15 protein-coding genes are annotated in these 14021 nt (G+C 33.1%); 1 reads left to right on the top strand and 14 read right to left on the bottom strand.

Features of this window, described 5'->3' with window-relative positions; translation table 11 throughout:
• Positions 1-86 precede the first annotated feature (86 nt).
• From hisE to ACY2U7_RS07925, 11 genes are all read right to left on the bottom strand, one after another.
• Entirely contained in the window at positions 87-1340 is a 1254-nt protein-coding gene (gene hisE / locus ACY2U7_RS07975; protein ID WP_461813224.1) for a phosphoribosyl-ATP diphosphatase, read from the bottom strand.
• 13 nt (positions 1341-1353) lie between these two features.
• Complete coding sequence (locus tag ACY2U7_RS07970) at positions 1354-1896, bottom strand: Holliday junction resolvase RecU (RefSeq protein ID WP_461813223.1); 543 nt, start codon at positions 1894-1896, stop codon at positions 1354-1356.
• On the bottom strand, positions 1897-2862 hold the full coding sequence (locus tag ACY2U7_RS07965) for an RluA family pseudouridine synthase (RefSeq protein WP_461813222.1): 966 nt from the start codon (positions 2860-2862) through the stop codon (positions 1897-1899). It lies immediately after the preceding gene.
• 15 nt (positions 2863-2877) lie between these two features.
• Positions 2878-3453 carry a hypothetical protein gene (locus tag ACY2U7_RS07960; RefSeq protein WP_461813221.1) on the bottom strand — a complete coding sequence of 192 codons (576 nt, stop codon included), beginning with the start codon at positions 3451-3453 and terminating at the stop codon, positions 2878-2880.
• A 17-nt stretch (positions 3454-3470) separates the two neighbouring features.
• Positions 3471-4223 (bottom strand): SDR family NAD(P)-dependent oxidoreductase, encoded by a 753-nt coding sequence (locus ACY2U7_RS07955; RefSeq protein ID WP_461813220.1) that lies wholly within the window; start codon positions 4221-4223, stop codon positions 3471-3473.
• 15 nt (positions 4224-4238) lie between these two features.
• Positions 4239-6134 (bottom strand): YgiQ family radical SAM protein, encoded by a 1896-nt coding sequence (locus ACY2U7_RS07950; RefSeq protein ID WP_461813219.1) that lies wholly within the window; start codon positions 6132-6134, stop codon positions 4239-4241.
• Positions 6135-6803, bottom strand: coding sequence for an HAD family hydrolase (locus ACY2U7_RS07945; protein WP_461816195.1), 669 nt, complete (start codon positions 6801-6803; stop codon positions 6135-6137).
• On the bottom strand, positions 6797-7501 hold the full coding sequence (locus ACY2U7_RS07940; RefSeq protein WP_461813217.1) for a pseudouridine synthase: 705 nt from the start codon (positions 7499-7501) through the stop codon (positions 6797-6799). Before ACY2U7_RS07940 ends, ACY2U7_RS07945 begins: the two co-directional genes overlap by 7 nt.
• The gene (locus tag ACY2U7_RS07935) at positions 7498-8883 is read right to left on the bottom strand and encodes an RsmF rRNA methyltransferase first C-terminal domain-containing protein (RefSeq protein WP_461813216.1); all 1386 of its coding nucleotides are present in this window, start codon (positions 8881-8883) and stop codon (positions 7498-7500) included. The genes ACY2U7_RS07940 and ACY2U7_RS07935 overlap by 4 nt, the downstream gene beginning before the upstream one ends.
• 52 nt (positions 8884-8935) lie before the next feature.
• The gene (locus ACY2U7_RS07930; protein WP_461816194.1) at positions 8936-9775 is read right to left on the bottom strand and encodes a M23 family metallopeptidase; all 840 of its coding nucleotides are present in this window, start codon (positions 9773-9775) and stop codon (positions 8936-8938) included.
• A 62-nt stretch (positions 9776-9837) separates the two neighbouring features.
• The gene (locus ACY2U7_RS07925) at positions 9838-11286 is read right to left on the bottom strand and encodes an aminoacyl-histidine dipeptidase (RefSeq protein WP_461816193.1); all 1449 of its coding nucleotides are present in this window, start codon (positions 11284-11286) and stop codon (positions 9838-9840) included.
• 111 nt (positions 11287-11397) lie between these two features.
• Between ACY2U7_RS07925 and ACY2U7_RS07920 the strand changes: the two genes are divergently transcribed.
• The gene (locus ACY2U7_RS07920) at positions 11398-12330 is read left to right on the top strand and encodes a nucleoside recognition domain-containing protein (protein WP_461813213.1); all 933 of its coding nucleotides are present in this window, start codon (positions 11398-11400) and stop codon (positions 12328-12330) included.
• Between the two features lie 2 nt (positions 12331-12332).
• On the opposite strand, the gene ACY2U7_RS07915 is transcribed toward ACY2U7_RS07920, so the two are convergent.
• From ACY2U7_RS07915 to rsmD, 3 genes are read right to left on the bottom strand one after another with little or no spacing between them, the layout of a single operon-like run.
• Positions 12333-12917, bottom strand: a complete 585-nt coding sequence (locus tag ACY2U7_RS07915) for an ATPase (protein ID WP_461813212.1) — start codon at positions 12915-12917, stop codon at positions 12333-12335.
• 16 nt (positions 12918-12933) lie between these two features.
• Entirely contained in the window at positions 12934-13410 is a 477-nt protein-coding gene (gene coaD / locus ACY2U7_RS07910) for a pantetheine-phosphate adenylyltransferase (protein ID WP_461813211.1), read from the bottom strand.
• The gene (gene rsmD, locus ACY2U7_RS07905; RefSeq protein WP_461813210.1) at positions 13404-13973 is read right to left on the bottom strand and encodes a 16S rRNA (guanine(966)-N(2))-methyltransferase RsmD; all 570 of its coding nucleotides are present in this window, start codon (positions 13971-13973) and stop codon (positions 13404-13406) included. Before rsmD ends, coaD begins: the two co-directional genes overlap by 7 nt.
• Positions 13974-14021 lie beyond the last annotated feature (48 nt).

Genomic DNA, 14021 nt, shown 5'->3' with positions numbered 1-14021 from the left:
ATCTCCATTCTCGCATTTTTCTAAAACCACAACAAAAAGGACATATACTCCTAATAAAGTATATGTCCTCTTTCGTTTTTTAGAATTTATCGTTTTGCCATTTCTTCTGTCAACTCTTCCCAAGTTACATTTCTTTCTACCATAAGCACCATAGCATGATATAGGAAATCTACAAATTCACTTTTTAATTCATCTTGATTTGGGTTTTTAGCAGCAATTACAATTTCCGTTGCTTCTTCACCTATTTTTTTTAAAATTTTATCAAGTCCTTTGTCAAATAAATATGTAGTATATGAATCTTCTTTAGGATTCTGTTTTCTATCCAAAATGGTTTGATATACATATTCAAATATTTGCATAGGATCTTTTTTGCTTTCATCACTTCCAATTAAAGATTGTGTGAAATATGTTTCTGTTTTTTCTCGAAAATCAATTTTGGCAAGTAAGGTATCTCTAGTTTCGTTAACCGTCATAGATTTTACATATTGATTTTGCTTACTTTCTATACAATCTAAATCCGGACTATAATAAGTCATTTTCCCCGTTTTAACAGTTGTTTCAAAAGCTTCTCGATTCATTTTTCGTACAGACAAAATTTCTCCTGTTTTATAATCTTGTGTAATAACAGAAATGCTCCCATTTGTATGAATATGAAATTCCGAAAAATCCATAAGACTTTCAAAAGAAGTTATTTTAATATCCCTTTCCGCACACTTATCTTTAAAATCAGATAATTGCATTTTTACATTGCTTACAAATCGACCTGAAAGTCCTTTTACCCCTGGACATCTAAGTATATTAAATAACTCTTCTTCCGATTCTGTATCGGTCACAATAATGCATGGAATATTTGTTATATTCATCACCGAATTCAAATCTAACCGATGCATAAAAATCAATTCACTACTATATTCTTCAATCAATTGCTGTTGCTTAAATAATGCATCAAAATCATTTAAAGAAACTGCGATCTTTTCTTTTCCAAATCGATTTGATGCTTCTTGCGCTAATGAAAACATATCTGATTTTGAAAAATTTAACATGACACGTTTTACACCTGTATATAATAGCCTTTTTACATCTTCCAATCGTTTTATATTTCCTCCAGCAATCATTGGTATAGGAATCACTCTATTTATCTTCTGTATTAATTCTATGGATTCCGTATGCTCTTCATCGCTATCAGATAAATCAAACACAAGCAATTCATCAGCACCTTGTTCGCTATAATATTGTGCTAATTCAACTACATTTTCAGAAACAACATCTTTATCTTGAAACCATTTTACCGCTTTTCCATTATATATAAATATACATGGAATTAGTCTTTTATAACTCATATTTTTCTCCTATCTAATCAGAGATTTCCCTCATATCCAAATCTTTTTGTATAGCATTTAAATATGGAACAAAACAACCATTAGAAAGAGGCAAAAAAAACTCTCTATCTAATTCATCAAATCGAAAACTTTTTCTCCCTCCATTTAAGGATCGCTGCCAGTATTGTAACAACTCTTTTAAACGCATATAATACAAAATATTTTTTTCACTATAATAAATCAGTAAAAAAGCAATTCCACCCTGCTTCTCAAAATTTTTCATAAATGTAACTTGATGATCATGTATATTTTGTAAAGGAAATGTGTCTGAACCACATTCTTTTGCATCAAAGCAAATGGGGATTCCCTGCACTGCTCCAATATAATCTACCGTACTTTGTTGTTCAAAATATGCCAAAGTAATATGCCGATGTTCTTTATCTATTCTTACCGGAGTAATTGGCGTTGGAATTTTTTGTATTAACGCTAGCCCTTTTTCCAAATATCTTTCATTCGTTCTATTAATAAAGTCTTCTAAGGTAGAACCTCGAAGCCCTCTCGAATTCCAAGTTCCCATTTATCTATTCTCACCTTCTACTATTTTTTTAAATTGCTCAGGCAAAGGTGCAATAAATACTTTTTGAGAAAGTTGCAAAAACTCTTTCTCCATTTTTGGCATTTCTATCCTGTAGGCATGTAATAGTTGGTGTGATAACTGATATTCTTTTTTATATTTATTATTGATTTCTCTATCACCATATTTATAATCACCTATAATTGCGTGACCTTGTGATGCTAAATGAGCGCGAATTTGATGGGTTTTTCCTGTAATCAAATGTACCTCTAGTAAAGTTCCTTCCTTCAACTGCTGGATAGGAGTATATTCCGTTTCAATTTCTTGACTATTTGGAAAATACGTATCACTTACTATTACCTGATTTTTCTTTTCGTTTTTACTAAGATAACCTTTTACATACTGTTTATCTACTACTTTTCCGGAAACAATACAACGATAATACTTTTTTAAACTTCTATTTTTAAATAGTTGTCCCATTACTTGAAGACCTCTTAAACTCTTTCCACATACAACAAGTCCACTTGTATTTCTATCTAACCGATTGCATATGGATGGTTTAAAACTTTTTAAATTTTCCTTTGTTAACTGTCCCGTTTCCACTAAATAAGACATCAAATATTCAACCAAAGAAATATCTTTTGCCTCTGCTTTTTGCGACAACATGCCTACTGGTTTATTAACAAGTAAAATATTTTCATCTTCATAAAGAATATCTAAATTTGTATTTACCTTATACATTTTAATTTCTTTAGAAAACTTTTCTATCGTCTCATCTGATAAAAATAATTTCACACAATCGCCTGTCAAAAGTTTTTCATTTCCAGTTGCCTTTTTTCCATTTAAAACAATATTTTTTTTACGAAGCATTTTATATAAAAAACTTTTTGGCGCTTCATTCAAATATTTTGCTAAGAGTTTGTCCAAACGTTGCCCTGCTTCATTTGCTGAAATTTGAATTTCTTGCATCTTTTTTCCTTTCTTTTACATTGATAAACTCAATATAGTTCTTTTTATTCCTTCTTCATGTTCCAATGAACTTTCTTTTTCTACTTCTGCCATGTTTTGCATACCTTCTACTCTCGTCAAATATGTTTTATAATCTGCAAAAATTTTCACAGATACTTTATCATATTTATTATTTCCAAGCATTTTTTTTATATAGGATGCTGTACTATTTACATCCACTTTATTATCGCTTGTATACCCACATACAACATTTTCAAAAATAACTATACTATCTATCGGCATGATTTTTTCATAACTAGTTAAAATCATATCATAAGCTTTTACAAGTTTAGATGCTTTTTTTTCAATTTCTTCTACCTTTTCTTTTTGCATACTCTGATGAGGGAAAAGCATAATTACTCCTACTAATGCTTTTGCTGCTGGAAGGCAACCAAGAACTGCTGCCACCGTCAATAAATTCAATCTTGTTTTTGTTGTTAAATATCCTGTGAAAAATACAATAATAACCATACCAAATTCGATACATGTTTTTGTAATTTCCCATTTTTTCTTTGATTGTATATAACCGGCATTCCCTTTTGCTATTTTCATTTTGTTTCGCCTGCCTCTTAAAATTGTTTCATTATCTTCACTACAAATCGATGTGGAAGAATTTTTGTTAAAATTCTTGCCGCTTTCATTGCCTTACCGTAAACAGAAATTTCCTTTTTATTTTTTGCATCTACAAGCGCCTGTTTAACTACTTTTTCAGGTTTTGCCATAGTCATCTTCTTTAATATATTTGCACTCATCCCTGCAATATCAAAAAATTCTGTCTTGGCAGGTCCCGGGCAAACAGCAGTAACATAAACACCTCGTTCCTCTAATTCTGCACCCAAAGCTCTACTAAAACTCAATACATAAGACTTTGTTGCTGCATATACAGCAAACGATGGTTGCGGACAAAAAGAGGCTGCTGAAGCAATATTTACGATACGACTTCCTTTTTCCAAATATGGAAGACAAGTAATTGTCATTTTTGTCAAGGATTTGCAATTTGTATCAATCATTTCTAATTGTACTTTTTCATCAATTTCTTCTACCGTTCCTGTTTTTCCAAAACCAGCAGCATTTACAAGCATTCGAACATTCGGTTTGTCTTCAGCAAGTGCATTTGAAAGGTCGTTATAAATTTCTTCTCCAAGTAAATCCCCACCAAAAACACGTATTTTTGTCATAATTCTTGTTTCTAACTCGTGTAATCTGTCAACTCTACGAGCAATCACCCATATTTCATCTAGGTCTTTATATAAGCTATCAATTTGTCGTACAAATTCTCGTCCAAATCCAGAAGAAGCTCCTGTAATAATTGCTATTTTCACCTTTCATCACCTCTACTATTTATTTTTCTTTTTATGAACATTTCGTATTGCCTTTTTCTTCTTTGGCTTTTTATTTTGTGTTTGTTGTGGTCTTTCCCACTGTTGGTGTTTATTTTGTTTCGGTCTAATAAGACATTTTTTATCATAACCAACTAAATCCATTCTATCGGCTATTTTCAATGCCTCTAACACCAAATCATAATTCTTAGGATTTCGATATTGAATCAATGCTCTTTGCATTGCTTTTTCATGCGGATTGATCGGTACATACACCTTTTCCATTGTGCGAGGATCTACCCCTGTATAGTACATACATGTAGAAATTGTGGATGGTGTCGGATAGAAATCTTGTACTTGTTCTGGCATATATCCCAAATCTCTCAAATATTCTGCAAGTTCTACTGCTTCTTTCATCGTCGAGCCTGGATGTGATGACATTAAATATGGGACAAGGAATTGTTTTTTTCCTAATTTTTCATTTATCTGTTTGTATTTTTTTGTAAAACTTTGATAAACACTATTTTCAGGTTTACCCATCTTTTGCAAAACGGCATCAGAAATATGTTCGGGTGCAACTTTTAATTGTCCGCTAATGTGATTTTCGCAAAGTTCTCTAAAAAATGTATCGTCTTTATCCGCTATTAAATAGTCAAAACGAATACCCGAACGAATAAATACTTTTTTTACATTTGGCAATTCTCTTAATTTACGAAGAAGACATAAATAATCTTTATGGTCTACCTTCATATTTTTACATGGTCTTGGAAATAAACATTGTTTATTTTTACACGCCCCATGAGTTAATTGCTTTTCACAAGCAGGAGCTCTAAAATTGGCAGTTGGACCTCCGACATCATGTATATACCCTTTAAAATCTTTATCCCAAATAAATTTCTTCGCTTCAGAAATAAGCGATTCGTGGCTTCTTGTCTGAATGATTCTTCCTTGGTGAAACGTCAATGCGCAAAAACTGCAGGCACCAAAGCAACCTCTGTTACTAATCAAACTATATTTTACCTCTTCAATAGCAGGAACACCGCCCAGTTCCTCATAAGAAGGATGATATGTTCTCATATATGGATAACTATACACTCTATCCATTTCCGGTTGGCTTAGCGGCTTTGATGGTGGATTTTGCACAATATATAAATGTTCTCCATATGGCTCAACAAGACGTTTTGCTGTAAATGGATCCGTATTACAATATTGAACGTAAAAACTTCTAGCATAATTTAATTTATCCTGTTGTAAATCATCATACGACTGCAATGTAATCGCATCATAGACACAATCCAAACTTTTTACTTTACATACTGTTCCATCAATATAAGTAATATCTGAAACTGCTATACCACTATCCAACGCTTCAGCAATTTCCACGATAGAGCGTTCCCCCATTCCATAAGAAAGGATATCTGCTCCCGAATCAAGTAAAATAGATCGTTTTAATTTATTACTCCAATAATCATAATGTGCAAGCCTTCTAAGACTCGCCTCAATTCCCCCAAGAATAATCGGTATTTTCTTATACACTTGGCGAATTAAGTTACTATATACAACAGTTGCATAATCCGGTCGTTTTCCCATAACTCCACCCGGGGTAAACGCATCTGTTTTTCTCCTTTTTTTAGACACAGTATAATGGTTTACCATGGAATCCATGTTCCCACTAGAAACTAAAAAAGCAAGTCTCGGTTCACCAAAAACCATAATACTTTCTTTATTCTTCCAATCTGGTTGGGCAATAATACCCACCTTATACCCGTGTGCTTCTAAAACACGCGTAATGATTGCATGCCCAAAGGAAGGGTGGTCTACATAAGCATCTCCTGATACATAAACAAAATCTACTTGTTCCCACCCTCTTTGTTGCATATCTTCTTTTGAAATTGGTAAAAATTCTTGTTGCATTTATAATACCTCATAGGTTTTCTTTCGGATATCATTATAATTTTGTATATAATAATCCGCTAATTCCCTCTTCTTTTTTTCTTGTTCTTTTGAAAATTCATCTTCCACTGCACAAACTTTCATTCCAGCATTTTTCCCTGCTAAAATTCCCATTGGGACATCTTCAAACACAAGACAATGTTCTGGTGAAACTTGCAAACTCTCCGCTGCTTTTAAATAGACATCTGGCGCTGGTTTTCCTGCACATACATCACATGATGTCCAAACTGTTCCAAAAAAAGTCTCAATTTGATTCGCTTTTAGAAATTCTTCCACTAACTGTCTCCCATTACTTGTAGCGATTCCCATAAGAATTCCTTGCTCTTTTAACATTTTCAGGAAATCTAATGCACCTTCTTTCAATTTGACTTCTTTTGTATATTTATCATATGCTCTATTTGTCCAATCTTGCTTTAATTCTTCTAAAGTAAAAGGTAATTTAGGAAAAACATCCAAAAAATATTGTGCTGTTTCAGTAAAACTTTTTCCTTCCATTTCTCTATAAAAATGTGGTGGAACTTCCAACTGATACTCTTTAATATATTCCATATCAATTGTTGTCCAAACCCACATAGAATCTGCAAGAGAACCATCTAAATCAAACAGAACCGCTTTCATATTTTCTAACATAACTGTTCAACCTCTTTCTTTGTCAATTTCCTGTATTCCCCCTTTTGCAGACTTTCATCTAGCACAAGGCTTCCCATAGAAATCCGTTTCAAATAAACGACTTCCATCCCTACAGTTCTAAACATTCTTTTCACTTGATGAAATTTTCCTTCCTGTATAATTAATTCTATCTCTGAAACTTCTCCTGATTTTAAAATTTTCAATACAGATGGTTTGGCATATTCATTATTTCCAATTGAAAGACCTTTTGAAAACAGTTGTATTTCCTGTTCTGTTACTCTCCCCTTTATTTTTGCATAATAAGTCTTATTAACATGCTTTTTAGGTGCAAGCAAACGATGAGCCATTTCTCCATCATTTGTAATCAAAAGAAGTCCTTCCGTATCTTTGTCAAGTCTTCCTACTGGAAATAAATCTTTACGTTTTTTGTCGGTAATTAAATCCAGCACTGTTTTTTCTTTTTTGTCTACTGTAGCAGAAACAACTCCAGCCGGCTTATAAAGCATATAATATTCAAACTTTTCATACCCAATCAACTGATTATCCATACTAACCTGGCTCGATTGTTCATCTATCTTTTCTTCTGGTTTAACTACTTTTTCCCCATCTACAGTAATTCGACCTTGTCGGATATATTTCTTTACTTCCGAACGTGTTCCAATACCCATTTCACACAAATATTTATCTAATCTTATCATGCCGATTGCCATCTCCATCCAGGCAAATATTTATTTTTTAGTGTTCCATTAGAAAGTTTCCCCCACCCCAAAGGATAATCTTCTATACAAATCAAATGCCATCCTTTTTGTTTAGAAGAAACTAAATCATCAACTTCCAACGTCTCCCCTTTTAAATATTTTATCACTCTTTCATCATCTACAGCTAAAGAAATCGTATGTGCATATTCATCCTTTTTCAGACACATGGCAAAGGCTTGTGTAGGCTCAAAACGGTTCTTTTTCACATCCCCTAAATATAATCCTGTTCTTAAAAACCGTATTCCTTTCACATCCGGCAGACCTTCTGGCATATAATACACCTTTTCTCCATGAATTTCTAATCTACTCCAATCCATTTCCCATGTCACTTCTCGGAAAAATGTTTCCAATTCTAACGGAACCTTTTTTGCTTTTTTCTGAACTTTAGTTGTAGTATATTCTTTTCTTTTTTCTCCTTTTTGTAACAAAGCAAGATAATGTCCTTCTCCATGCATTTTATGGGGCCAGATACGGACTGTTTTTTTGAAATCTAACGATTTGCTTTCTGTCACTTCTGGTATCCCTTCTGCAAATCCTTCGTATGGAATAATCTCTTTTAGGAAAAATTCAGGATATTCTTTTAATAAATATTCTATCGTTCCTTCATTTTCTTCTGCATCAAAAGTACATGTAGAATACAAAATCATTCCTCCAGGTTTCAACATTCTTGCAGCCTGTGTCACAATACTTCTCTGAATTTTTGCAAAAAAAGAAGGACCATGTTCTTCCCATGCTTTCACCATTTTTTTATCTTTTCTAAACATTCCTTCCCCAGAGCATGGAGCATCAATCAAAATTTTATCAAAATATTCCGGAAAATATTCCTCCAACTTTCCGGGTTCTTCACTTAATACAAGCACATTTCCAACACCAAAAACTTCAATATTTTTCAGTAGGCCTTTTGCCCTTGAACTACTTATATCATTAGCAACTAACACACCTTTTGCATTTAGTTTTGCTCCTAGTTCAGTAGCTTTTCCTCCTGGAGCTGCACATACATCCAACACTCTGTCTCCTGGTTCTATCGGAAGTCTATTGGCTGGTGTCATAGCACTTGGTTCTTGCAAATAATACAATCCCGCAAAATAATAAGGATGTTTTGCAGGTTGCACTTGATCTCCATCATAATAAAACCCATTCTCAATCCAAGGAATCTGTTGGATTTCAAACGGACAAATTTTCTTAAACTTCTCCACACTAATTTTTTTTGTATTCACACGCAAACCATAAAATCTTGGTTCTTCGTAGCATTTTATATAATCAGAGAATTCTTCTCCTATCAACAATTTTATCTTTTCTTCAAATTTAGTTGGTAAATTCATGTTTGCCTCCTTCATCTCAACATTTAGTATACCATAATTTTATTTGCTTTGACTAGGAGAAAGCATATTTTAATTTATGATTTTCTAAATATTTCAAAATCCAATATGGATTTATACTTATCTCTTTTCCTTTATAATAAAAGTAAATGCCCAAATGAAGATGTACCGGAAATTTCCCTCTAGTTCCTTCTTTTCCATACCCGGTATTCCCCATATACCCAATCACTTGACCTGCTTTGATTGTTTGTCCTATTTCGATATCACTATAAGAATCTAAATGCGCATAATAAAAATACCCACCTGATTTCCCTCTTATTCCAATGCGATATCCCCCTTTTTCAAGCCATCCTTTCTCCGTAACCACACCGTCTGCCATACTTACAATCGGATATACTCCCACAACATTTTCTTTTGCCATAATATCCGTTCCTTCATGTCCCCTTTCTCCTCCATATGTCCTCTTTTCTTGCCAAGTATCTATATACGAAACAGTTAATTTTTTATTTTCAGAAGATAATGGAACTGGAAAATATTTCAAGTCATTCCAAATTGCTTTACATACTTTGTTATATTGTATCCATTCTTTATTTTCAGCCCACTTTCTATACACTTTCTGATAAGTACTTTTTTTGTCCTCCTCCAAAAACCTTTTATTAGAAAAATCACTTTCTAACAAATATAAACCAACTATCTTCCCTTTGTTCTCTTCTTTTTCGAGAAGACTTAGTATGTTTTCCTCCAATTGCTGTTTTCTAAATTGTTTTGAAACAATTGTTTTTTCATTTAATCTTTTCAACTGACTTTCATTAAGTAATTTGTATTTTCCTACAATAATAAAAAAAGAAAATAGTAATACAAGAAGAAGTAACTTTCCACCTTTTTTTCCCTTCATGGAAATCTCCTTTTTGTATTACTATATGTTCCTATATAATCTCTATATGAAATTTTTATCTTTTATTTACAATTTTTCAAAATAGCTTTAAGCAATTCCCATGTACGTTGTGTAGAAGCAACATTCAACTTTTCATTTGGAGAATGAATGCTTAACATTTCTGGACCAAGTGAAACGCAATCTAAATCCTCCAATTTTCCTGCAAATAACCCGCATTCTAACCCTGCATGAATCGTTGTTACTTTCGGTTCTGTCCCAAATAATTCTTTATATGTATTCACTACAATCGGGCGAATTTTAGAATCTATTTTGTAAGCCCAAGCCGGATATTCTCCTTCAATAGCAATCGTTCCACCTAAGAATTCTGCCCACATTGCAAGAGTTTTTTTCATATTTTCTTTCTTACTTTTGACAGCACTTCTTACGCGATACACTGCTGTAATCTGTTCCTCTTCCGTCTTGACAATTCCCAAATTCAATGATGTTTCCACAAGTCCTTTAATATTTCTGCTGAAACATTGCACTCCATCTGGAGTTGCTGTCACGAGAAAAATAACCTTTTTCTTACTTTCTGTTGTCATCGCACAAACTTTTTGGTCTATTTCCTCAGAAACTATAACTGATAAATCAGGTTCATCCTGTCCGAATTCGTCCTTTAATACATGTGTACATTGCTGTAAAATTTCTTTTGCTTTCTCTACATCTGATGAATCGAGAACAATCTTACTTTCCCCAAAAGATGTAATTACATTTGGTTTTGAACCTCCATCTATTTTAACAAGGGAAAATGCCACTTTCTCCGCCGCTAATGTCATTAACAATCTACCCATTAATTTATTCGCATTACCATGTTGCTCATGGATTTCTAACCCCGAATGTCCACCTCTTAATCCATCAACTGAAATCGTCAATACAGTTCCTTCCTTTTCTTCTCTTTCAATAGGAATACGAACCACATTTTCACAACCACCTTCACAACCTGCTACAATTGTTCCTTCCACATCGGAATCAAGATTCAACAACATACGTCCCTTTAACACAGATAAATCAATCGCATTAGCTCCCCCCATTCCTTCTTCTTCATCCACAGTAAATACTGCTTCTATAGGAGGATGTTCCAATTCATTGCTAGCAAGTATCGCCATCGCATAAGCGATTGCAATACCATCATCTCCACCAAGTGTGGTTCCTCTCGCCTGTACAAACCCATCTTCTTCATAAACATCTAGGGGATCTTTCATAAAATCATGTGTAGATCCTTGAATTTTTTCGCAAACCATATCCAGATGTCCTTGGATAATAACGGGTTCTGATTCTTCATACCCTTTCGTGCCAGCTTTCTTTATAATGACATTATTTGCCTGATCTTGTATATATTCAAGCCCCAATTCTTTTGCAAAATTCACACAATAATCGCTGACTGCTTTAGTGTTATACGTTCCTCGTGGAATCCTAGTTAATTCCTCAAAATAATGAAATACTTCTTTTGGTTCTAAATTTTCTAATGCCATTTTTCTTCCCTTCCTTGCTAAATATTTCTATTATTATTTTTGCATATTGCACATATAAAATCAAGTATTATCATATATTTTTTCTATATTGTACAATTTTAGGAGATTTATATGAAACACAAAATTCTTCCTTTTATTCTCATTAGCATATTTCTTTTTATGTTAATAAAACCAAATGAAACTTTTGTAGGAGCAAGCGAAGGTCTTTTACTTTGGTATCAAATCATTTTACCTACTCTTTTCCCTTTTATGATTATCACAAACCTGCTTATTCGAACAAACACCATGGTTTCTTTCACAAAATGGTTATCACCTATTTTATGCCCTCTTTTTTCCGCAAGTTCAAACGGAACCTTTTCAATTTTAACTGGTTTTTTATGTGGATATCCCATGGGTGCAAAAGTTACTGCTGATTTAGTAAAAAACGGAAAAATTTCAAAAAACGAAGCAGCATACCTACTCTCTTTCTGTAATAATACAAGCCCCATGTTTATTATGAACTATGTTATCTTAAAAACTCTAAAATGTGACGAACTTCTTTTCCCTTCTCTTATTATTTTATTTATCTCTCCTATCTTATGCAGTTTTCTTTTTCGCATTTATTATTTGCGGAAGAAACCATTTTTCTCACAAGCTGTTTCTTCCTTCTCCCATCCTTACTTTCATTTTCAATTATTAGATCAAACCATTATGAATAGTTTTGAGGCGCTTACAAAGGTAGGTGGTTATATTGTTCTTTTTTCTGTATTAACTACTCTTCTCAAAGAAATTCCATGTACATCATCCGTATGGACAATATGTTTTTTACCATCATTAGAAATTACTACTGGCATTCAAATGATTCTCAAAACGAACCTACCATTTTCTTTTTCTTATATTTGTATAATGACTCTTATCTCTTTTGGTGGTTTTTGTTCCATAGCTCAAACAAAATGTATGCTTGAGGGTACAGGTCTTTCTATTTATTCATACACAATAGAAAAACTGATTACCGCCATGGTAACCAGTCTTCTTACATTGTTATATATTCATTTTTTAATATAATGCTATTCTTCACTTCCAAATTCAGATTCTATTCCTCTATCTGACTTTTCAGGCACTTCTAATTCTTTACGATTTGTACGGACAACTTCATAGCACTCACGCAAAGAATTAATAAGACTTTCATATTTTGTTGTATATGTATCCAACGAATGCGCAATGATTCCTTCCGCATTTGCCAAAACATCATTTGCATACTGCATTGCACCAATACGAATATCATTTGCATCATTCGTAGCGTTATCAAGAATTTCCTGTGCTTGTTCTGTTGCTGTCATAACAATTTCATTTGCCTGTGCATATGCTTGTTGCATAATTTCATGTTCACTCACCAATTCATTCGTCTGAATTTGTGCTTCTTCAATCATGCTTTGTGCTTTTGCCTGTGCATCTGCTAAAATCGCATCTTTATTTTCTATAATTTTTTGATAACGCTTAATTTCATCTGGTGTCTTCATTCGAAGTTCTCGTAACAATTCATCAATCTGTTCTTTGTTTACAATAATTTTCGAAGTAGATAATGCTTGAAATTTACAACTATCAATATACTCTTCAATTTCTTCAATAATTTGTTCAATACGACTACTCATAATTTATACTCTCCTTTTACTTCATCTTTTCTTCTATTGCTTTTACAACCACTTTAGGGACAAATTGGGTAATATCTCCTCCAAAAGCAGAAACTTCCTTTACTGTCGTGGAACTCAAGAAAGAATATTCTATACTTGTCGTCAAAAAAAGTGTTTCCACATCTGGTTCTAATTTATGATTTGTTTGTGTCATTTGTAATTCATATTCAAAATCAGTGATAGCACGTAGCCCTCTAATAACCACTTTTGCATCCATCGCTTTTGCAAAATCAACTAAAAGCCCTTCAAACTCTACTACTTTAATATTTTCAAATTCTTTCGTTGCTTCTTTCAACATTTTAACACGTTCTTCTACAGAAAACAACGGAGTTTTTGCGTTATTCTTTAACACTCCTACAATTAACTCATCTACAATTTTGGAGGAACGTTTAATTATATCCATATGTCCCAAAGTGACTGGATCAAAGCTTCCAGGATAAATTGCTCTTAGCACACTTCTTCGCCTCGCTCTCTTTCAATAAACAGGTGTTTATTTGTCTTATATTCTTTTATTTTGCTAACATAAAAACCAAATTGTTCCAAATAGGTAAATTCTGTTTCTTTCGCTGCCTCTACAATAATGACTGTACCCTCATTTACCAAATCCGATTCTGCTAAATATTCTAAAACCTGTTTCTCCAAGCCTTTCGCATATGGTGGATCCATAAAAATATAGTCAAACTGAGTTGTCCCTTCCATTTTTCTCAAGGCGGTTATTGCATCTGTCTGCATTGTAACTGCATTCTTATCTAGCTTTGTAAACTTTAAATTTGCTTTTATGTATTGCATGGCTTTTGGATTATTTTCAACAAAAGTAACTTCTTTAGCTCCCCTACTCAATGCTTCAATTCCTATGCCACCACTACCACTAAACAAATCCAAAAACATACAGTCACACAAATATGGAGAAATCATATTAAACAATGTCTCCTTAATCCTGTCTGTTGTCGGTCTAGTTTCCAAGCCTTCTAATGTTTTTAACTGTAATCTTTTTGCACTTCCACCTATAACTCTCATATATTTTCCCTTTCTTTAAGAGATAATAATCTTTTCCTCGTTTATTAT

It is taken from the genome of Faecalimonas sp. (assembly GCA_029264305.1).
Taxonomy (GTDB): Bacteria; Bacillota; Clostridia; order Lachnospirales; family Lachnospiraceae; genus Faecalimonas.
This window is presented reverse-complemented; position numbering and strand designations above follow the sequence as displayed.

Excerpts from the sequence above, each read along its gene's own strand:
- hisE (WP_461813224.1), bottom strand. The coding sequence starts at position 1,340 with ATGAGTTATAAAAGACTAATTCCATGTATATTTATATATAATGGAAAA.
- ACY2U7_RS07970 (WP_461813223.1), bottom strand. The coding sequence starts at position 1,896 with ATGGGAACTTGGAATTCGAGAGGGCTTCGAGGTTCTACCTTAGAAGAC.
- ACY2U7_RS07965 (WP_461813222.1), bottom strand. The coding sequence starts at position 2,862 with ATGCAAGAAATTCAAATTTCAGCAAATGAAGCAGGGCAACGTTTGGAC.
- ACY2U7_RS07960 (WP_461813221.1), bottom strand. The coding sequence starts at position 3,453 with ATGAAAATAGCAAAAGGGAATGCCGGTTATATACAATCAAAGAAAAAA.
- ACY2U7_RS07950 (WP_461813219.1), bottom strand. The coding sequence starts at position 6,134 with ATGCAACAAGAATTTTTACCAATTTCAAAAGAAGATATGCAACAAAGA.
- ACY2U7_RS07945 (WP_461816195.1), bottom strand. The coding sequence starts at position 6,803 with ATGTTAGAAAATATGAAAGCGGTTCTGTTTGATTTAGATGGTTCTCTT.
- ACY2U7_RS07940 (WP_461813217.1), bottom strand. The coding sequence starts at position 7,501 with ATGATAAGATTAGATAAATATTTGTGTGAAATGGGTATTGGAACACGT.
- ACY2U7_RS07935 (WP_461813216.1), bottom strand. The coding sequence starts at position 8,883 with ATGAATTTACCAACTAAATTTGAAGAAAAGATAAAATTGTTGATAGGA.
- ACY2U7_RS07930 (WP_461816194.1), bottom strand. The coding sequence starts at position 9,775 with ATGAAGGGAAAAAAAGGTGGAAAGTTACTTCTTCTTGTATTACTATTT.
- ACY2U7_RS07925 (WP_461816193.1), bottom strand. The coding sequence starts at position 11,286 with ATGGCATTAGAAAATTTAGAACCAAAAGAAGTATTTCATTATTTTGAG.
- ACY2U7_RS07920 (WP_461813213.1), top strand. The coding sequence starts at position 11,398 with ATGAAACACAAAATTCTTCCTTTTATTCTCATTAGCATATTTCTTTTT.
- ACY2U7_RS07915 (WP_461813212.1), bottom strand. The coding sequence starts at position 12,917 with ATGAGTAGTCGTATTGAACAAATTATTGAAGAAATTGAAGAGTATATT.
- rsmD (WP_461813210.1), bottom strand. The coding sequence starts at position 13,973 with ATGAGAGTTATAGGTGGAAGTGCAAAAAGATTACAGTTAAAAACATTA.